The organism is Janthinobacterium sp. CG3 (genome assembly GCF_000344615.1).
Lineage (GTDB): Bacteria > Pseudomonadota > Gammaproteobacteria > Burkholderiales > Burkholderiaceae_D > Janthinobacterium.
The window spans coordinates 2,370,997-2,385,630 of sequence record NZ_KB467824.1 but is presented as its reverse complement, the minus strand read 5'-3'; the positions used below and the strand labels follow the sequence as shown (position 1 = coordinate 2,385,630).

Annotated in this window: 10 protein-coding genes; 8 read left to right on the top strand and 2 right to left on the bottom strand. The window is 67.4% G+C overall.

Annotation, left to right across the window (positions count from 1 at the left end; translation table 11 throughout):
* From JANGC3_RS29005 to JANGC3_RS0110240, 7 genes are all read left to right on the top strand, one after another.
* On the top strand, positions 1-210 hold the full coding sequence (locus JANGC3_RS29005; protein ID WP_017876408.1) for a hypothetical protein: 210 nt from the start codon (positions 1-3) through the stop codon (positions 208-210).
* Entirely contained in the window at positions 207-749 is a 543-nt protein-coding gene (locus JANGC3_RS0110265) for a type VI secretion lipoprotein TssJ (RefSeq protein ID WP_232429685.1), read from the top strand. Before JANGC3_RS29005 ends, JANGC3_RS0110265 begins: the two co-directional genes overlap by 4 nt.
* A 16-nt stretch (positions 750-765) precedes the next feature.
* Complete coding sequence (gene tssK, locus JANGC3_RS0110260) at positions 766-2,097, top strand: type VI secretion system baseplate subunit TssK (RefSeq protein ID WP_017876406.1); 1,332 nt, start codon at positions 766-768, stop codon at positions 2,095-2,097.
* Positions 2,094-2,891: a DotU family type IV/VI secretion system protein gene (locus JANGC3_RS0110255; protein WP_017876405.1), complete on the top strand. Its 798-nt coding sequence runs from the start codon at positions 2,094-2,096 to the stop codon at positions 2,889-2,891. Before tssK ends, JANGC3_RS0110255 begins: the two co-directional genes overlap by 4 nt.
* On the top strand, positions 2,885-7,018 hold the full coding sequence (locus JANGC3_RS0110250) for a type VI secretion system protein (RefSeq protein WP_017876404.1): 4,134 nt from the start codon (positions 2,885-2,887) through the stop codon (positions 7,016-7,018). Before JANGC3_RS0110255 ends, JANGC3_RS0110250 begins: the two co-directional genes overlap by 7 nt.
* Entirely contained in the window at positions 7,015-8,115 is a 1,101-nt protein-coding gene (gene tssA / locus JANGC3_RS0110245) for a type VI secretion system protein TssA (RefSeq protein ID WP_017876403.1), read from the top strand. Before JANGC3_RS0110250 ends, tssA begins: the two co-directional genes overlap by 4 nt.
* Before the next feature lie 481 nt (positions 8,116-8,596).
* Complete coding sequence (locus JANGC3_RS0110240; protein WP_017876401.1) at positions 8,597-10,690, top strand: DNA topoisomerase 3; 2,094 nt, start codon at positions 8,597-8,599, stop codon at positions 10,688-10,690.
* Positions 10,691-11,003: 313 nt separating this feature from the next.
* Here the strand turns inward: JANGC3_RS0110240 and JANGC3_RS0110235 are convergent, their stop codons facing one another.
* Positions 11,004-11,981, bottom strand: coding sequence for a flagellar filament capping protein FliD (locus JANGC3_RS0110235; RefSeq protein WP_157406561.1), 978 nt, complete (start codon positions 11,979-11,981; stop codon positions 11,004-11,006).
* A 530-nt stretch (positions 11,982-12,511) separates the two neighbouring features.
* On the opposite strand from JANGC3_RS0110235, the gene JANGC3_RS0110225 reads away from it, so the two are divergent.
* A complete protein-coding gene (locus JANGC3_RS0110225) occupies positions 12,512-13,063 on the top strand; it encodes a MepB family protein (protein ID WP_017876398.1) in 552 nt (183 codons plus the stop codon).
* Positions 13,064-13,320: 257 nt separating this feature from the next.
* Here the strand turns inward: JANGC3_RS0110225 and cls are convergent, their stop codons facing one another.
* Positions 13,321-14,598 (bottom strand): cardiolipin synthase, encoded by a 1,278-nt coding sequence (gene cls, locus JANGC3_RS0110220; RefSeq protein ID WP_017876397.1) that lies wholly within the window; start codon positions 14,596-14,598, stop codon positions 13,321-13,323.
* Positions 14,599-14,634 lie beyond the last annotated feature (36 nt).

Genomic DNA, 14,634 nt, shown 5'->3' with positions numbered 1-14,634 from the left:
ATGATGGAATACCGATTCAACTTCACACCGCGACTGGTGGTGCTGGGTGTGCTCGCAGGCGTGGCGCTGCTGGTTCTGCTGTTCTCGCTGGGCTTCCAGCTGGGCGTGCGCATGGCCGCCGAGCCGGCCGCCGCGGTGTCGCTCGAACGCGCCGCGTCGGCGTCGGCGTCGGCGCCGGCGTCGACGCCGGAGTCGAAGGCCAGGCCATGAGCGCCGCGCCCACCCGGTGGCGGCGCCAGCGGTACCCGGCTTGGATGCGTGCCGCCGCCGCGCTGGTGGCCGTTGCGGCGCTGGCGGGCTGCGGCGCCGTGGCGGGCGCGCGCGCGCTGGTGGGCCTGGCGCCGGCGCCGGCCAAACCCGGCTGGACCAGCGTCACGCTCGCCGCCGCCGCCGACGCCAATGCCGACAGCGCGCTGGCGGTCGATATCGTGCTGGTCAAGGACAAGGCCATGCTCGAGAGCCTGTCCGCGATGTCGGCGGCCAAGTACTTTGGCGCACGCGAGAACCTGCAACGCACCTTCCCCGACGCGCTCACCGTGCTGGCGGTGGAAATCACGCCGGGACAGCAAATCCGCCTCGACGCCAAGCGCTTCGCCAAGGAGCGCGCCTGGGCGGCGCTGGTCTTTGCCAACTACGCCGCCCCCGGCGAGCACAGGCTGCGCCTGCTGCTGGATAAGCAGGGTTATGTGCTGCAACTGAACGCGCAGGAGTTCAGTGCCAGCGAGATCAAGCCGGGCAGCGCCCGCTAACCGAGGAAACATCGTCATGGCCGAAGCACAACTGTTTGACCGTATCCAGTGGCACGAGGGCATGCTGCTCAGCCCACAGCAATTCCAGCAGGAGAGCGCCCGCGTCGACGCGCTCGTCGCGTGGCAATCGCTGGCGGCGCAGCCGGCCGCCTGGGGGGTGCGCCGGCTGGTGCTGGACGAGGCGCGCCTGACCACCGGCACGCTGCGGGTGCTGGCGATCGAGGCGATCCTGCCCAACGGCATGGCGGTGCGTTTCGACGCCGCGCAGGCGCAGGGCCAGGAGCTGGAACTCGACCTGGTGCCGTACGCCCAGCGCATGGAGCAGGGCGATCTGCCGGTCTACCTGGCGGTCGGCGCGGCGCGTTCGCTGCATCTGCCGGGCCAGCCGGCCATGTTCCGCGGGCTGGAAGGCGGCGCCGTCGACGACGAGGTGTCGCAGGCGCTGGCCTGCGAGGTGCCGCGCATGAGCGCCAATTTGCAGCTCATCGCCGGCAAGGCGCCCGGCGCCGCCTACGTCGCCCTGCACCTGGCGAATCTGCGCAAGGAGAACGAAATCGTGCGCCGCGGCGCGTTCTGGCCGGCCCAGCTTGAAGTGCCGGCCGACTCCAGCCTGTGCCGGCGCGCGGGCGAGCTGGCCGCGCACATGCGCAGCAAGGCGGTGTTCCTGGCGCGCCAGAACGTGGCGCCGTCGTCGCGGCTGGAGGACCGTTTGGCGCTGCTCGAGCAGCAGGCCCGGCTAACCGGCCTGGTGCTGCACCTGCCGCTGCTCGAGGCGGTGCTGCGCGGGCCGGTGCTGCAGCCGCAGCCGCTGTACCTGGCACTGTGCGCCCAGCTTGGCGCGCTGGCGGCGCTGCGTCCCGGCGCGGTGCCGATGGCGCCGCCGCCGTACCGCCACGCCGACAGCTACGCCGCGTTCGACAGCGTGCTGCTGGCCTTGCAGGACCTGGTCGACGAGGTCAGCCAGGACTGGAAGAGCTGCACTTTCGACTTCGACGGCCAGGCGTTCGGGCTGCCGGTGCGCGCCGAGTGGCTCGGCCAGCGCCTGGTGGTGGGCGTGCGCGGCCAGGGCGAGCGCGAGCTGGACCAGTGGATGGGGGGCGCCGTGATCGGCTCGCGCACCATCTGGCCGTCGCTGTGCGAACGCCGCATGCTGGGGGCCGTGCGCACCCGGATCGACAACGCGCCGGAACTTGGCCTGCGCGCCAGCGCCGGTTACACCCTGTTTGGCATCGACACGTCGGACCAGTTCATCGTCGCCGAGCAGGCGCTGCAGATCAGCAATATCAACGAACACCTGGCGGCCCACCGGCCGCAGGAACTTGTCCTGTTCATCAAAGGCTCAGCATGACTATCCATGACAATCCGGGCGCGGCCGGCGGCGCGGCGGCCGCCGGCGGCGACGACCTGCCGTCGCTCCAGTTCCGCCACTTCGCGGCCGTGCTCACGCAAGCCGCCGCCACCGCCGTCGAGCTAGGCGAAACCGAGGCGCGCGCCGGCGCCGAGGCGCTGAGCCGCCAACTGGCGCAACTCATCGAGCTGCAAACGCTGGAGGCCGGGCGGCGCGGCGGCAAGGCCGGCTTCGAGGCGGAGTTGCAGGGGCGCTTCCTGAAGGCGGCGCTGGCCGATGAAGTGCTGCTCCACACCGACTGGGCCGGCCGCGGCCATTGGCGCCATGTGCTGCTGGAGGCGAACCTGTTCAATTCGGCCCACGCCGGCCAGCAGGTTTTTGCCGACATCGATCAGCTGCTGCGCGAGCGCGAACCGGCGCGGCGCGGCGTGGCCCGCCTGTACCTGTACCTGCTGTCGCTCGGTTTCCAGGGGCGCTATCGCGACGGCGCCGGCTTGGCGCGGATTGCCGACTACCGGCGCGAGCTGTTCCAGTTCATCTACCAGCGCGCCGCCGACCTGGGCGGACGCGACGCCGTCGTGGCCGAGCAAGCGTACGCGAGCACGCTGTCGCAGGGCGGCGGCCGGCGCCTGCCCAAGTTGAGCCGCCGCGGCGTGGCGTTGGCGCTGGCGATGCTGCTGTTGCTGGGGCTGTCCGAGATCGCCTGGCTTTGGCAGTCATGGCCGGTGCGCCAGGCCGTCGGCGCATCCCTGGCGAGCGCGCTCATCGCACCAAGCGGGGTGGCGCCATGCTGACCTATTTGTCCGATAACCTGGCCATTGCCACGCTGTCGCTGGTCACGCTGCTGGTGATGGTCCTGCTTGGCCTGATCGTCAGCGCGGCCTTGCGCGGTAGCGGCCAGGCGGGCGCCGCCAATGCCGACGGCCAGCTGCGCACGCTGGGCGCGGAATCGCTGCGCCAGTCCTTCCGCAGCGCGGTGAAACTGATCGAATCGAACCTGGCCGCGCGCTCCGAACGTTACAAGTTGTCGTGGACGCTGCTGCTCAACGACAGCGCGCAACGCCCGTTGCCGCTGGCGCAGTCCGGCCTGTCCAGCGCGCTCAGCGCCGACAGCACCCTGAGCGCGGCTGCGCAAGGCATCGACTGGCATTTCTTCGACAACGGCGTGATCGTCCAGCTACAGGCCGGCCACCTCGGCTCGCCCGACCCCGACAGCGCGTCGAGCAATGGCGTGTGGGACGATTTTCTCGGCCTGTGCCGCGGCTACCGGCCGCAGCGCCCGTTCGACAGCATCGTGCTGGCGCTGCCGTGCGCGGCCCTGCTGCAAACCGATCCGCAGGGCCAGCTCGACCTGGTGGCGCGCGCCAAGGCGGTTCACCGGCGCCTGTGGCTGGCGCAAAACCGTCTGGCGCTGCGCTTTCCGATCTATCTGGTGGTGTCCGAATGCGACGCGCTGCCGGGCTTTGCCACCTTTGGCGCCGCCTTGCCCGAGCCGCTGCGCCGCTCGATGCTGGGCTGGTCGTCGCCGTACGAGCTGGTGGCGCCGTTCCGCGACCAGTGGGCCGACAGCGCCATGGACGAGATCGTGCGCGCGGCGGGCGACCACTGCGCCGAACTGTGCGCGCTGGAGCCGGCCGGCGCCGACAGCAGCGCCTACTTCATGCTGCCGGCCGAACTGGAGCGCCTGCGCGCCGGCCTCAAGCTGTTCTGCGAAGAATTGATGCGCCCCAGCGCCTACCACGAACCCTTCCTGTTGCGCGGCATGTACCTGACCGGCGATTGCAGCGACGCGGCGGCGCTGGTCGCCGCGATGCCGGCGCCGTCCATCGGCCAGCCGGCCGCGGCCACCCTGGCCGCGGCGGAGCCCGGCCGGCCCGCGGCGCCCGGCACGGCCGACGCCATGCCGGTATTCTTGCGCGACATCTTCGAGCGCAAGATCTTCGCCGAAGTGGGCCTGGTGCAGTCATCCTCGCAGCGCATGCGCCGCCCCGCCGCGAGCCGCGTCGCCGCCTGGGTGGCGCTGGCGCTGCCGCTGCTGTGGGGTGTCGGCCTGGTGGTCGCCACCGTGCGCCTGCATCAATTGGGCGCCGACCTGGTTGGCGACCTGAACGTGCTGAACAACGACACCCGCGTCAGCCTGCAAAACGAGCGGGCCGGAATCCACAACCCGCAGCGCAGCCAGCAGCGCGCCACCGAGGCGCTGCTCAGCATCGAGCAGCTGGGCGCCGCCCATTTCAGCTCGGTCTTCATGCCCGGTTCCTGGCCGCTGTTCGACGACCTGCACCGGCGCGTGGTTGGCCGGCTTGAACAGGGCTTCGCCGACAACGCCTTCGACCCGTTGCGGCGCGCCGCGCTCAGCCGGCTGAGCCAATTGACCGGGGTGCCGATCGAGCCGGACAGCGGCGCGCTGATCGCCGGCGCCCAGTGCACGACGCCGGCCGGCTGGAACGATCAGGCGGCCATGCCGGCCGCGAACGCGCTGAACGTGGAAGACATGCCGCAGTTTGCCGCCACGCTGGGGTATCTGGCGCGGCTCGATGAACTGGACCGCGTGATCGGCGCCATGCTGCGGTTGAAGCGGATTGACGCCGGACCGGCCTCGGGCACCGATCTGGCGCTGGTGGTGCGGGTGCTGCTGGGTGTGGAGTTGAACGGCGCCCCGGGGCGCACCGCCGCCGTGTTTCGCGCCGTGGCGCAGCGCGAACCGTCGCTGGCGCTGGAACCGATGCAGGCGGCGGCGCGCTGCGCGCTGCAACTGGCCAGCACGGCCATGTACCGGCGCCTGTTCGACGATAACGCCCTGCTGCGTTCCGAACGGACGGTGGCCGCCAGCATGGCCAGTTTGTTCGACGGCGGCCAGCCCGGCGCCGGTCTGGCCGAGCGGCTGCGGGTGTGGCAGACGCTGCGCGATACTCTCGACCTTGAGCAGAACCAGTTCGCCGGCGGGAAGGGCGGCTGGATGGTACAGGGCAGTGTGAACCTCGGCGCCGCGCACGAGGCAATGATGGCGCGTATCAACGCCAATTCGCTGCTGGGAAAACCCGCCGCGCAGGACACGCGGCGCCTGGCCGCCGAGGGCTTTGGGCGCTTTGTGGTGGCCAGGGATGCCGCGCTGTCCGCGGCGAGCCCGGTCGACGGCAGCGGCGACAATCTGCTGTGGTCCGGCGCCGCCTGGGCGTTTTCGCCGCAGCGCAAGGCGATGCTGGAGTCGGTGGCGGCGCTGGTGTCGCAGCCGTGGATGAAAGCCGGCGTGCCGGCGCGGCTACCGGCGTTGGCGCCCGGCGCCACCGTCAGCTGGAACAAGGCGCTGCTGGAGCAGGCCGGCCAGCTGGCCGAAGCGCGCAAGGGCTTTCAGGCCGGGACCTACACCAAGCTGCCTGCCAGGCTTCAGCAACCGGCCGCCGCGCTGGCCGACCAGGCGCTGGCCGGCGCCGCGCACAGTCTGTTGACGCAGGCGCTGACCGTGGCGCCGGTCGAACTGCCGAGCGGCGCCAGCGACGCCGAGCGCGCCAGCGTGCTGCGCGTGCGCGCCTGGCTGCTGGAAATCGGGGCGGCCGACGTCACCGCCGAGCTGGACGCGGTGCTGGTGCGCGACGCCATGTCGCGCCTGCAGCGCCTCGACGACGTCTTCAACGCGGCCGACGTGTTCGTGCCGCGCGAGCGCGCGTTCCAGTCGTGGAAGGGCGAGAAGGGCGCGCTGCTGGACGCCTTTGGCGGCGGCGACGCGGCCGCGCTGGGCGCCTACGTGGCCCAGCAGCAGGAGTTCGTCGACACCGCGGCCGGCCAGGCCGAGGCCGTGCTGGCGCAGCTGACGCATGTCTCGGCCGGGCAGCCGCTGGTGAGCCGCTGGCAAGCCATCGTGGCCGACATGCGCCGCTACCGGCTCAAGAGTCCGGCCAGTTCGCTGATGGCGGTGGAGCAGTTCATCGTCGGCGGCAGCGCCGAAATCGACCTTGGCAACTGCACCAGCAAGCTCGGTTCGCGCGCCGGCCAGCGCCGCGGCGCCGACGTGTTTGCCGAGCGCTTGCAAAGTTTGCAGAACGGCTTGCTGGCACGTTGCCGCGAACTGGCGGCCAGCCGCTACAGGAACGAATGGGAGCGCTTTGCCGAGGTGTACAACCGCGACCTGGCGCGGCGCGCGCCGTTCCTTGCGCGCCCGAGAAGCGACGCGGCGCCGGCCGACCGGGACGCGGTGGGCGCGGCGATGAACCAGTTCGACCGCGCCCGCGCGGCCAGTGCGCTGGCGGAACGCGAGCCGGGCGTGCCGGGCGCCAGCGCCGCGGTACGCGCCGCTGGGGAACAGCTGCGCCGCATGCGCGAAGTGCTGGCGCCGCTGTATCCAGTCGAGCCGGGGCAGGCGGGCGGGCTGGACGTGGCGGTGCAGTTTCGCGCCGCCGGCCCGGCCGAGGCCGAGGCCAACCAGATCATCGATTGGAGTCTGAGCATCGGCGCGGCCACGCTGCGGCTGGCCGACCCGGCGCGCGCGCTGCGCTGGGAGCCGGGCATGCCGGTGCTGTTGTCACTGCGCCTGGCGCGCGACGGCAGCGTCGTGCCCAAGGCCGAGCCGGGCCAGCCCAACATGACGGTGTCCGAGCGCACCGTCAGCTACCGCTTCGACGACCCATGGGCGCTGTTTAGCTTTATCGGCGCCTACCGGGATGGCGACGCGGCCGACGGCGAGCAGCGCGCGCCGCTGCTGCGCTTTGAATTTCCGGTGACGCGCGCCGCCGCGGGCGCGAACGTGGCGCCGGCGGCGGCACGGGCGCGTGTCTTCCTGCGCCTGAACGTGAGCGCGCCGGGCAAGCGCGCGCCGTTGGCATGGCCCACGGTATTCCTGTCGCAGGTCCCGGGCTGGCAGGAAGCGGCGTCGACCGGCAACGATGCGCCGCCACCGTACCACCTTGAAACGGCCGCAAAATGAACGCCATGTCAGATTGTCCCGTCAGCGAAGCGGACCGGCGGCTTATTGCGGAGCTCCTGGCGCCGCTGGCGCCCGACGCGCCGTGCGGACCGCCGGTGCGCTTCGATCCCGTGTTCACCGAAATCCGCCTGCTGCGCGAAGAGGATGATCCCAGTTTGCCGATGCGGCAATGGGAGCGTCCGCTCAAGCTGGCCGACTGGACGCGGATTGAAGCGCGCTGCGTGGAGATGCTGGGCACGCGCTCGAAACACCTGCAGATTGCCGTATGGCTGCTGGAAGCGTGGATGCGCCAGCGCGGCTTCGCGGGCCTGCGCCAGGGACTGTGCATGCTCGACGCGCTGCTGCGGCGTTACTGGACGCCGCTGCATCCAATGATCGAGGAAGACGGCGACTGCGATCTGCGCTTGGCGCCGCTGGAGTGGCTCAACGAATCGCTCAGCCTGGGAGTGCACGTGCACGCGGTGCTACTGCCACTGGAGCAGTGCAAGCCGCCGTACCTGACGCTGGCCGACTGGGAGCGGATGACGGCGCAGGATATCGCCGGTCAGCACGTCAATCCGGGCGGCGCGGACGCGCCGCCGACGCGCGCCGATATCCTGGTCTTTGCGGCGCAGTCCGGCGCGCAGCTGCGCGCGACGCACAGTGCGGTGTCGCAGTGTCTGCAGGCGCTGCACGCGATGAACGCCTTCCTCAATGAGCAACTTGGGATGGCGGCGCCGAATCTATCCCGCCTGCAGGCCACGCTGGAAGCTGCCGAGCGCGTTCTGCTGCAGCTGCAGCCCGAACCGGAAGTGATCGACATGGATGATGAGCCATTTGTTGAAACAGTGTCTCTCGACACTGCCGCGGCGCCCACGCCGGCGCAAAACACCGCCGACATTAGCAGCACGGGCTGGCGCAACCGCGGCGAAGCTTACGCGACGCTGGACGCGCTGGCGCAGTATTTGATGGCGGTTGAACCGCACAGCCCGGTACCGTTTCTGATTCGCCGGGCGCTACGTTGGGGCGGCATGCCTTTGCCCGAACTGATCGCCGAAATCATTCGGGAGGAGGGCGACCTGAACCGGCTGATGGGGGTGTTGGGGCTGAAGGTGTAGCGTTCACATGCCATTGTCTACCATGCTTATCTCCACAGGTTTATGTTTGGTGGGGGGCATGTTGGCGTATGGACGGCGCCGCGACAAACGAGGAAAACTCAGGGGAGGGCGAAATCAATTCATGTTCATCGTCCCTGGTGTGCACAAACAATAAGGGGTGGCGCAAACGGCCCTGGGACTAGAACCACCAGGGGGCCGGGGCGGGCAACGGGACCTCCCCAGCCAAGTTGGAGGCGAGCTACTTCCCGGACTGCTCCGTCGAGGGGTAATTGCAGTCTCGTGGCATGAATGTTGTTACGTAGGGCGGTCGACGAGGCGCGAGCTCCTCAGGATGTGGCGGTACTCATGCTTATACCAATGAACAAAGCGACCCACCCACTGCTTGATCAGCGCCATGGACGGAGCTTGTAGGCGAACAAGCTGGACATTTCCCGGTTTTGAATATACTGTATGTATAAACAGTATTTGGCGGAGCGGGAAAATGGAATTATTGATTGCGGAAAAACCGTCGATGGCGCTCGACATCGCCCGCGCGCTGGGCGCCGACGTGGTCCGGCGCGACGGCTATTTTGAAGTCGCCGGCAAGGTGGTGTCGTACGCGATCGGCCACCTGATCGGCCTGGAGGAGCCGCAGGCGTACGACGCCAAGTACGGCCGCTGGCGCCTGGCCGACTTGCCTATCGTGATTGCCGACGGCGAGTGGAAAATGCGCGCGCATCCGAAGACGGCGGCGCAACTGGCCATCGTCGGCAAGCTGATCAAGAAAGCCAAGCGCGTCACCCATTGCGGCGACGCCGCGCGCGAGGGCCAGATGATCGTCGACGAGTTGCTCGATTATTTCGATTACCGCGGCCCGGTCAGACGGCTGTGGCTGCAAGAGATGAACTTGCCGGCGATCCAACGCGCGCTGGCGGCGGCCAAGGACAACGCCGAGTACCGCAACCTGTACAGCTCGGCCATGTGCCGCTCGGAAGCGGATTGGTCGATCGGCATGAACCTGACCCGCGCCTACACGGAGGCGCTGCGCGCCAAGGGCGGCTCGGGCGTGCTGCATTTCGGCCGCGTGCAAACCAATGTGCTGAGCATGATTGTCGAGCGCGACGAGTTGATCGAGAATTTCGAGCCCAAGGATATTTTCAGCGTGAGCGCCGAGGTCGCGGTGAAGGGCGGCAGCTTCACCGCCCAGTGGCTGCCGCCCGAGGACGCGCCCTTCGTCGACGAGGCCGGCCGCGTTGTCGAGCAGGCCGCGGCGCAGGCCGTGGTCGACGCCGTCACCGGCCAAACGGGCGTCATCGCCAGTTGCGAGACCGTGCGCGACAAGAAGAAGTTGCAGCCTTTGCCGTACTCGCTCGGCGACCTGCAAAAGGAGGTCAACCGCGCCTTCGGCCTGTCGCCGAGCGACACCTTGAAAATCGCCCAGTCGCTGTACGAAACGCACAAGCTGACCAGTTACCCGCGCACCGATTTCTCGCACCTGCCGGAAGACGAGTACCGGCTCGGGCGCTCGATCATCGAGGCGTGCAGGAGCAATTTCGGCGCCGACTGGGACTTTCCCGGCGCGCCCGACTACAGCATCCGCAGCCACGCCTGGAACAGCAAGAAGATCGGCGACCACCACGGCATCCGGCCGACCGAGCGCAAGGGTTACAAGCTGGGCGCCCTGTCGAAGATGGAACTGGCGGTCTACAAATTGATCGTGCGGCGCTTCCTGGCGCAGTTTTATCCGGTCTACCTGTACGACGCGACCAGCGTGCGGGTGGCGTGCGCCGGACACCTGTTCAAAGCCGCCGGCGCGGTGGAAAAGCAAAAGGGCTGGCAAGCGCTGTACCCGGCCCGCGGCAACAACAAGGAGGACGGCCAGGACGTGGTGCTACTGCCGGCCATGCAAAAGGGCGAGCCGGCGCGCATAGCCGCGGCCAAGGTCAACGAAGGCAAGACCAAGCCGCCGCCGCGCTTCAACGGCGCGCTGATTATCGACGCGATGGAAAAGGCCTACAAGCTGGTGACGGACGAGCGGGTCAAGAAAGTCATCCGCGAGATTGGCATCGGCACGCCGGCCACGCGCGCCAACATCGTCGACGACCTGATCTCGCGTTGGTATATCGAAGAGCGCGCGGAAGGCAAGGGCAGCGTGTATATCTCGACCCTGCGCGGGCGCGCGCTCTACAAATGCGCGCCGGTGCAGCTGCGCAAGCCGGACCTGACCGCCTATTTCGAGGAATTGTTGGCGCGCGTATCCGAGGGAAAAATGAGCGCGCAAGACTTCATGGCGCGGCAGTTGCAGTTTGTCAGCAAGCTGGTGGACGCGGTCAAGTCGGGCGAGGCGACCCGCGACATGCCGAGCGATATTCCGGTGGCGCCGCAGCAGCGCGCGGCGCCGGCCGGCAAGCCGGTCAAGGGGCGGCGCAAGCCGGCGGCCCGGCCGGCGAAGGCGAAGGCGGCTGGGGCGGAGGCCGGGGAGGGCGCCAAGGCTTGCCCGAAATGCGGCAAGGGCATGCGTGCGCGCAGCAGCGCGAGCGGCCCCTTTTTCGGCTGCTCGGCATTCCCCGCGTGCCGGCACACGGAAAACGGCTGAGGCGCCAATAGCCTTGCTGTCGGGCGGCATCGGCCCGGATAGGCTTCCGTAGGTCGGATTAACGACGCGTAATCCGACATGGTCCGCAGCGGCGCGCGTCGGGTTACGCCCCTTGGGCTAACCCAACCTACGAAAATTCTTCACTTTACGGCAATGGCGCCGCGCTTGAGTTGACGGCGGCCCACTGCTTAAATCTTCTACAGCAGGCGATTGTTATTTGAAAACAAGCACTTAGTCCAATGGGGGTGTGCTTGTTAACAAACTTATCCACAGATTTTGTGAGTAACCCTGCTCCCGGATCAACGCGGCTGCGTCATGAATTGCCGATCAGGCGCGCCATTTGTTCATACCGCGCGGCGGCTTTTGCGAAAGCGTCGTCGGGTGTCGCGGCGGCGCCAGGGCCGAACTCCTTTTGCACGGCAGCCTTGTTGGCGTCGATCCAGTGAACCGCGCGGTCCAGGTTGGCCATTTGCCGCACCTGCGCGTGGTCTGTGGCGTTGAGGTCCGCAACGGTGGCGACGAAGTTGGTGGCGAAGTCGTTCACGGCAGCGGCAACGACGCCCTTGTCGTGCGCCAGTGCGTTGTCCAACTTTGCATCGTCAATCGAGGCTAGTCCCGTGTTCGGATCGGTACTGATGCCCAGCGCGGCCAAGCCGCCTTTGAGGCCGGCTTCGGCGCCGTTCAGGAAATTATTGATATCGCGCTCGGTGGCAAAGCGCGCGCGGGCCGCCTCCCAACTACCTTCCAGCACGCCGCCGGCGGCGATGTCCGGCGCAAAGCGTTTGACGCCGGCGTTATAGCTCGCCACAAAATTATCGAGCGCGACCTTGATATCGGCACTTGAACTTTCTGCGTCGAGCACGGTCAATTTATGCGCGGCGTCCTGCTGCTGGGCTAGGCTTTTTCGCATCTCGCCCAACTCGGAAAATTGCGCCTTGAACGACACCTCGACCCGATTCAGCACCGTTACCACGTTCTGTCCCGGCTGGCTGAACGGCCGCGAGGAATCCAATCCGGTTGGCTTCGTCGAGGTGGGTAACTCCGCCGCACGCATGGAGGCGCTAAATTGATCCAGCACGCTACCGAACGAAGCGCTGCTTGACAGTGGCGGGCCTGCATCGAGCAAGGCGTTTCCAGTGCGATTGAGAAAGCGCGTATCGGCGAACGCGCCGGCCGGGTTGCCGGACGACAGGGCGGGGGCGTTCCGGTCGAACAGGGACGCCAGGGTCCGGCCTTTGAACTGAGTCAGACTGGACGGCAAGTTGCGGAGATTCACTGGTGAGATCGACATGGCAACTCCTTGGACGCTGCGCTGTTGTATCGGAAATTTACCCCAGCATACGCCGGTATGGCCCGATTCGTCTGAGGATTGTGTAAGTGAATGTTCTTTGGTTGAAAGGGCGGGCTTGCTCGCCATGAAGAACATTTCATAAAATGAAAAGCATCGGACGACATTGCGTGCGCCCCTGGTCGCCGAAAGAGGCAATTGCCCGGTGCCGCGATCAACACCAGGTGCCGGCCTACGCCGAAGATCCGTGCGCCGCCGAGAACGGCTACTCCGCACACGAGGTAAGCCGGGCCTGGGCGTGGGGCCGGACAGGGCAGCCATCGAGGCGGCGCACCAGTTATACCTGTCGATGGGCTTGGGCGTGCGCAACGACGCGGTGGCGACGCAGTACTTCATCCCGGCTGGGAGGGTGGGGGAGGTGGGGATGTGCCGGCACGTGTCGCTAATTCCTCGCCGTTTATCATACGACGACAGACAACTTAATCAGAAGTTGCACTTGTGTTACTATTTCTTTTTTTTCTAAAGAGACCGACATGGCTGCCGCCAGCGAAGCAAGCATGCACGACCCCGCCATCGGCGCCGTGCCGCGCGACTTGGTGCAGGCCCTTGGCGGCCTTTACCAGCAGGCCGGCGTGGCGACGACGCGCGCGCCGCAACGCGAGCCGGAGAGCGGTGAATACGGCGCCTGCCGCCTGGCTTTGCAGGGGCGCGCCGTGGTATTTCGCGTGGCCAAGACGACGCCCACCAAGATCGGCCAATTCGTCACCGTCTGGAAACGGCCTGCGCCGGGCGACGAGATTGCCCCGCTCGACAGCGGCGACGGCATCGACTTCGTGGTGGTGAGCGTGGCCGGCGCCGGCCACCGCGGCCAGTTTGTGTTCGACCAGCAAGCCCTGCTCAAGCACGGCGTGATGTCGCGCGATGCCCACGGCGGCAAGCGCGCCATTCGCGTCTACCCGCCCTGGAGCAAACCGCTGGCCAAGGACGCGATCAAGACCCAGCAGTGGCAGTTGCGCTACTTCGTTGCTCTGGAGCCGCATGACGCCGGCGCGGCGGCGCGCTTGCGCCAGCTGCTCCACGTATGACGTGCAGCCACGCCGGTTTGTCCACGCTGCCCGGAAAACGCGCAATCGTGTTTTTTTGTTTCAAAGCAAGGACTTAAGGCGCCAGGGAGAAGCTTGTTAACAAACTTATCCACAGATTCTGTTAACAACTAGCGTCTCAAGCGCCGCCAACCCTACAAGCCGGGACGCGGAAGCGGGGGCGGACCCTCGGCGACATGGTGTCCCCCGTTTGACCCCGGGGTGACGCCCAATGGGCTAAGCCGAGCGACGCAATCTGCTCACAATTGCGCGCCGACTAGCGAGGCCAGCTGGTCCAACCCTTTTTGCAACAAGGGCCGGTTTTGCCAATCCTGCAGCGTGACGTTTTTTGAGCGCAGCAGGTCGGCTTCGAAAATGGCGATCTGGCGCTCGGCGAAAGCGCGGTCAAACACGTTCAGGTTGGCTTCGTCGTTCAGGCTGAACGAACGGTTGTCGAAATTGGTCGAGCCGACCGACACCAGCAGCGAGTCGACCACCAGCGCCTTGACGTGGAACATGGTCGGCTGGAATTCGGCGATGCGCACGCCGGCCGCCAGCAGGTCGCCCCAGCGCGCATGCGAGGCGCTGCGCACCACCTCGGAGTCAATGTTGCCGCCGGGCGTGATGATGTGCACCTTGACGCCGCGCCGGGCCGCGGCCGCCAGCGCCTTCACGGTTAGCTCGTCGGGCACGAAATACGAACTCGACAGGTGGATGCTGCGTTCGGCGGAGGTGATCGCCATCAGGTACATCAGGTGCATGCTTTCGCTGCCGCCGGTGGGCGAGCTGCTGAACATCTGCGCCGGGTGCCGGCCGGCCGCGCTCAACGGCGGGAAATAGTCGACGCCGTCGAGCACGCGGCCGGTGCTCTTGGTCCAGTTGTCGATAAACACCGCCTGGATCTGGCCGACCACCGGGCCTTCGACGCGGAAATGGCTGTCGCGCCAGTGCTTGTCGTCCTGGGCGTTGCCGCGCCATTGGTCGGCGATGCCGACGCCGCCGGTGAAGCCGACCTTGCCGTCGACGACCAGCAATTTGCGGTGGGTGCGGTTGTTCAGGCGCGCCAGCTTCCACCACACCGGCTTGTGGTAGCGTTCCAGCTGCACGCCGGCCTGCTTCATCGCGTCGAGCGCGGCCAGGTCCATCTTGGCGCTGCCGACGAAGTCGAGCATGACATGCACCTTGACGCCGGCGCGCGCGCGCTCCATCAGCGCCTCGCTGAATTGCTTGCCGATCGACTCCGACCAGTAGATATAGGTTTCAAAGGTAATGCTGTGTTGCGCGCCGCGGATGGCGGCGAGCATGGAGGCGAAGATGGCGTCGCCGTTCAGCAGCACCTCGACGGCGTTGCCTTCCAGGATAGGCGGACCGAGCAGCACGCCCATCGAGCGCCGGAACTGCGGGTCCGCGACATTGTATTGGCGGGTCAACTGGGTGTCGATGCGCTTTTCGCCGGGCGCCAGGTTTAGCGCGATAAACCCGGCAAGCAGGGTGGCGGCGCTGGCGGTCAGGGCGATCACGGCGGCGTGTTTTGTCATCTTAATCTTATCATCCAAAAAAAATACGGGGGCGGC

Bases quoted from the DNA above. Each gene is read 5' to 3' on its own strand.
- JANGC3_RS29005 (WP_017876408.1), top strand. From the start codon at position 1: ATGATGGAATACCGATTCAACTTCACACCGCGACTGGTGGTGCTGGGT.
- JANGC3_RS0110265 (WP_232429685.1), top strand. From the start codon at position 207: ATGAGCGCCGCGCCCACCCGGTGGCGGCGCCAGCGGTACCCGGCTTGG.
- tssK (WP_017876406.1), top strand. From the start codon at position 766: ATGGCCGAAGCACAACTGTTTGACCGTATCCAGTGGCACGAGGGCATG.
- JANGC3_RS0110255 (WP_017876405.1), top strand. From the start codon at position 2,094: ATGACTATCCATGACAATCCGGGCGCGGCCGGCGGCGCGGCGGCCGCC.
- JANGC3_RS0110250 (WP_017876404.1), top strand. From the start codon at position 2,885: ATGCTGACCTATTTGTCCGATAACCTGGCCATTGCCACGCTGTCGCTG.
- tssA (WP_017876403.1), top strand. From the start codon at position 7,015: ATGAACGCCATGTCAGATTGTCCCGTCAGCGAAGCGGACCGGCGGCTT.
- JANGC3_RS0110240 (WP_017876401.1), top strand. From the start codon at position 8,597: ATGGAATTATTGATTGCGGAAAAACCGTCGATGGCGCTCGACATCGCC.
- JANGC3_RS0110235 (WP_157406561.1), bottom strand. From the start codon at position 11,981: ATGTCGATCTCACCAGTGAATCTCCGCAACTTGCCGTCCAGTCTGACT.
- JANGC3_RS0110225 (WP_017876398.1), top strand. From the start codon at position 12,512: ATGGCTGCCGCCAGCGAAGCAAGCATGCACGACCCCGCCATCGGCGCC.
- cls (WP_017876397.1), bottom strand. From the start codon at position 14,598: ATGACAAAACACGCCGCCGTGATCGCCCTGACCGCCAGCGCCGCCACC.